This window comes from Mesorhizobium sp. M7A.F.Ca.AU.002.02.1.1 (assembly GCF_003998535.1).
Taxonomy (GTDB): domain Bacteria; phylum Pseudomonadota; class Alphaproteobacteria; order Rhizobiales; family Rhizobiaceae; genus Mesorhizobium; species Mesorhizobium ciceri.
Genome location: NZ_RZPB01000734.1, coordinates 1 through 2977, shown reverse-complemented (window position 1 = coordinate 2977; position 2977 = coordinate 1). Strand labels below are relative to the sequence as shown.

At 62.4% G+C, this 2977-nt stretch carries 3 protein-coding genes; 1 reads left to right on the top strand and 2 read right to left on the bottom strand.

Going from position 1 to position 2977, the window contains the following annotated elements:
* Positions 1-60: 60 nt before the first annotated feature.
* Positions 61-375, bottom strand: coding sequence for a MocE family 2Fe-2S type ferredoxin (locus tag EN879_RS30325; RefSeq protein WP_027161041.1), 315 nt, complete (start codon positions 373-375; stop codon positions 61-63).
* 88 nt (positions 376-463) lie between these two features.
* Complete coding sequence (locus tag EN879_RS30320) at positions 464-1555, bottom strand: fatty acid desaturase family protein (protein ID WP_063169774.1); 1092 nt, start codon at positions 1553-1555, stop codon at positions 464-466.
* Between the two features lie 170 nt (positions 1556-1725).
* On the opposite strand from EN879_RS30320, the gene EN879_RS30315 reads away from it, so the two are divergent.
* A complete protein-coding gene (locus EN879_RS30315; protein ID WP_027161043.1) occupies positions 1726-2757 on the top strand; it encodes a LacI family DNA-binding transcriptional regulator in 1032 nt (343 codons plus the stop codon).
* The last annotated feature ends 220 nt before the right edge of the window (positions 2758-2977 follow it).

Genomic DNA, 2977 nt, shown 5'->3' with positions numbered 1-2977 from the left:
ACCCCCCCCGCCCGCCGCATTCGCGGGCGCCGATGATGACCACCCCCCCCGCCATATCGGTCATCCGATCTGGATCAGGACTTTGCCGGCATCGACCTTGACCGGATAGGTTTTCAGGTTGACGCAGACCGGGGCGCCGCGGGCGTCACCCGTCTTGTAGTTGAAGCGGCCATTGTGCTTGGGGCATTCGATGATGTCATCCATCACCAGCCCGTCGGCCAGGTGCACCTTTTCATGCGTACAAAGGCCGTCGGTGGCGAAGAACTCGTCGTCGGGGCTGCGATAGATGGCGAAGGTGCGGCCGCCATGGTCGAAGCGCATCACATCCTCCTCGTCTATGTCGCCGGTGGCGCAGGCCTCGACCCAGTCGCTCATTCAAGTCCTCCCAAAAGCAAAAAAGTGCGCAGCGGTTTTCCGTCCGGAATTGCGTTAAATAAACAGTCTGGATCGGATGGAAGCACGATCATTCCGCCGCGGCGGCGATAGTGTCGTTGTGGAATTCCTCGCGATATGGCCGTGCGGTCGGCGGCAGCTCGCGCTTGAGGAAATAGTCCTCGTTGCGCAGCTGGCGCAGGAAGACCGGGATCATCTCGCGGTAGCCGGCCAGGATCGACGGTGTCGCTTCCGGCAGATCGTGCTTGATCAGTTCGTGCAGCCTCGGCAGCGCATGATAGGGCACCATCGGAAACATGTGATGCTCGACATGGTAGTTCATGTTCCAGTAGATGAAGCGGCTGATCGGGTTCATGTAGACGGTGCGGCTGTTCAGCCTGTGGTCGGTGACATTGTCGGCCAGGCCGCCATGCTGCAGCAGCCCGACCATGACATGGTGCCAGGCGCCGTAGAGCCTGGGCAGGCCGACCAGCATCAGCGGCAGGAACGAACCGGTGTAGAGCGCCAGCCCGACGGTGGCGGCATAGATCGCCGTCCAGATGCGGGCGACGCGGATCGCCTTGGGCTGTTCCTGTTCTGGAATGAAGGTCTTTTCGGCGGCGCTGACGGTGCCGGCGGCGTTGCGCAGCATATCGCTCATCGCATGCCAGGCGTCGAGCACGCCGACGAAGCCCAGCATGGCGCGAACCAGATCCGGCGGCCGCATCACCGAGATTTCCGGGTCGCGGCCGACGATGATGGTGTCGGTGTGGTGGCGCGTGTGGCTCCAGCGCCAGGTCACCGGATTGCGCATGATCATGAAGCAGGCGATCTGATAGACCGCATCGTTCATCCATTGCGTGCGGAAGGCGGTGCCGTGACCGCATTCGTGCCAGCGTGAATCCGTCGAGGAGCCGTAGAGCACGCCATAGACGAAGAAGAACGGCACGCACCACCATGTGCCCCAGAGCCAGGCGCCGCCGGCGCCACTGACGGTCAGGGCGGCGAACCAGATCGCCGTATCGCGGATCGCCGGCCCGTCGGAGCGCTGCATCAGCTCCTTCATCTGCTTGCGCGGTATGTCGGTGTGATACCACTCGGCCGCCGACAGGCCGGTCTCGACGGCGAGCTTGGCGTCGCGGCCGATCAGGCTGTAGTCACGCCGGGACGGCGCAGTGGACATGATTGCCTCCCTCGGCAAAGGCATCCGCCAGAGCGAATGCCATGAAATCCCTTGGCTTCGGGCGTCAAAGTAACGCCGACTGATGATAGACTCAACATCATAAAGATAGTTTCTATCATTTCCCATCAGGATGATGTACGAAGGGCTCGAGCAAACCCGACGAGGCAAGCATGGTGAAGCGGCCGACAATATCCGATCTGGCGCGCATCTCGGGCGTCAGTGTCGCCACCGTCGACCGCGTGCTGAACAACCGGCTGCCGGTGCGCGAAGAGACAGCGCGCCGCGTCTACGAGACCGCTACCGACATCGGCTACCACGCCGCCGGCCTTATCAAGCAGCGCATGCGCCAGGAGTTGCCGGAGTACCGCCTGGGCTTCCTGCTGCTGCGGGGCAACGATGCCTTCTACGGTGACTTCGCGCGGGAACTCGAACTGGCCATCTCTCAATCGCAGCGCTTCCGCGGCGTTGCGAGCATCGATTTCGCCAGCTCCCTGGCTCCCGACGAGATCGCCTCCCAGATGCGCAGGCTGGCGGCGAAATCGAGGGCCATCGCCGTGGTCGGTCCGGACCATCCGACCCTGACAGCGGTCGTGGAAACCTTGAAGGCGAGAGGGCAGCCGGTCTTTTCGGTGCTGTCCGATTTTGCCGCCGGCATCCGGGAGGGCTATATCGGCCTCGACAACCGCAAGGTCGGGCGCACCGCCGCATGGATGATCTCCAAGGCAGCCAAGCGGCCCGGCAAGGTCGCCCTCTTCGTCGGCAGCCACCGCTTCCACGGCCATGAGCTGCGCGAGATCGGCTTTCGCTCCTTCTTCCGCGAGCATGCGCCGGAGTTCAGCGTGCTTGAAACGCTGGTCAATCTGGAAGCCAACCAGGTGACCCATGACGCGATGATCGATCTTCTGGCGCGCTATCCGGATCTTGCCGGCTGCTACGTCGCCGGCGGTGGCATGGAAGGCGCGGTCTCGGCGCTGCGGGCAGCGAAGCCCGCGACCATGCCGGTGGTCGTCTGCAACGAGATCAACGCCGAGTCGCGCGCGGCGCTCGCCGACAACATCCTCACCATGGTGATCTCGACCCCGCTCGCCGCTTTATGCCGTGAGCTCGTCGACCTGATGGCGCATGCCATCGAAACCGGCGCCGCCAACGCTCCGGGCCAGACCTTTCTGCCCTTCGACATCTATCTGCCGGAAAACATCTAGCCAGCCGCCGCGCAAGGTGCCGAGGCAAATGATAGAATCCATCAGAGCGATGCGTAAATCGGCCCGCAGGCCGCGGAATCGCCCTTGACGCCCCGATGTGAAATGGAATAAATATTTCATCATCTGTATATTTTGGTTCTTTCGTTCCGGAATATCTGTTTCAAACAGAGGGTTTGACGTTCCAGCCAACGGCAAGCGTCACCCGGAATAGAAACGACAT

Excerpts from the sequence above, each read along its gene's own strand:
- EN879_RS30320 (WP_063169774.1), bottom strand. The coding sequence starts at position 1,555 with ATGTCCACTGCGCCGTCCCGGCGTGACTACAGCCTGATCGGCCGCGAC.
- EN879_RS30315 (WP_027161043.1), top strand. The coding sequence starts at position 1,726 with ATGGTGAAGCGGCCGACAATATCCGATCTGGCGCGCATCTCGGGCGTC.
- EN879_RS30325 (WP_027161041.1), bottom strand. The coding sequence starts at position 375 with ATGAGCGACTGGGTCGAGGCCTGCGCCACCGGCGACATAGACGAGGAG.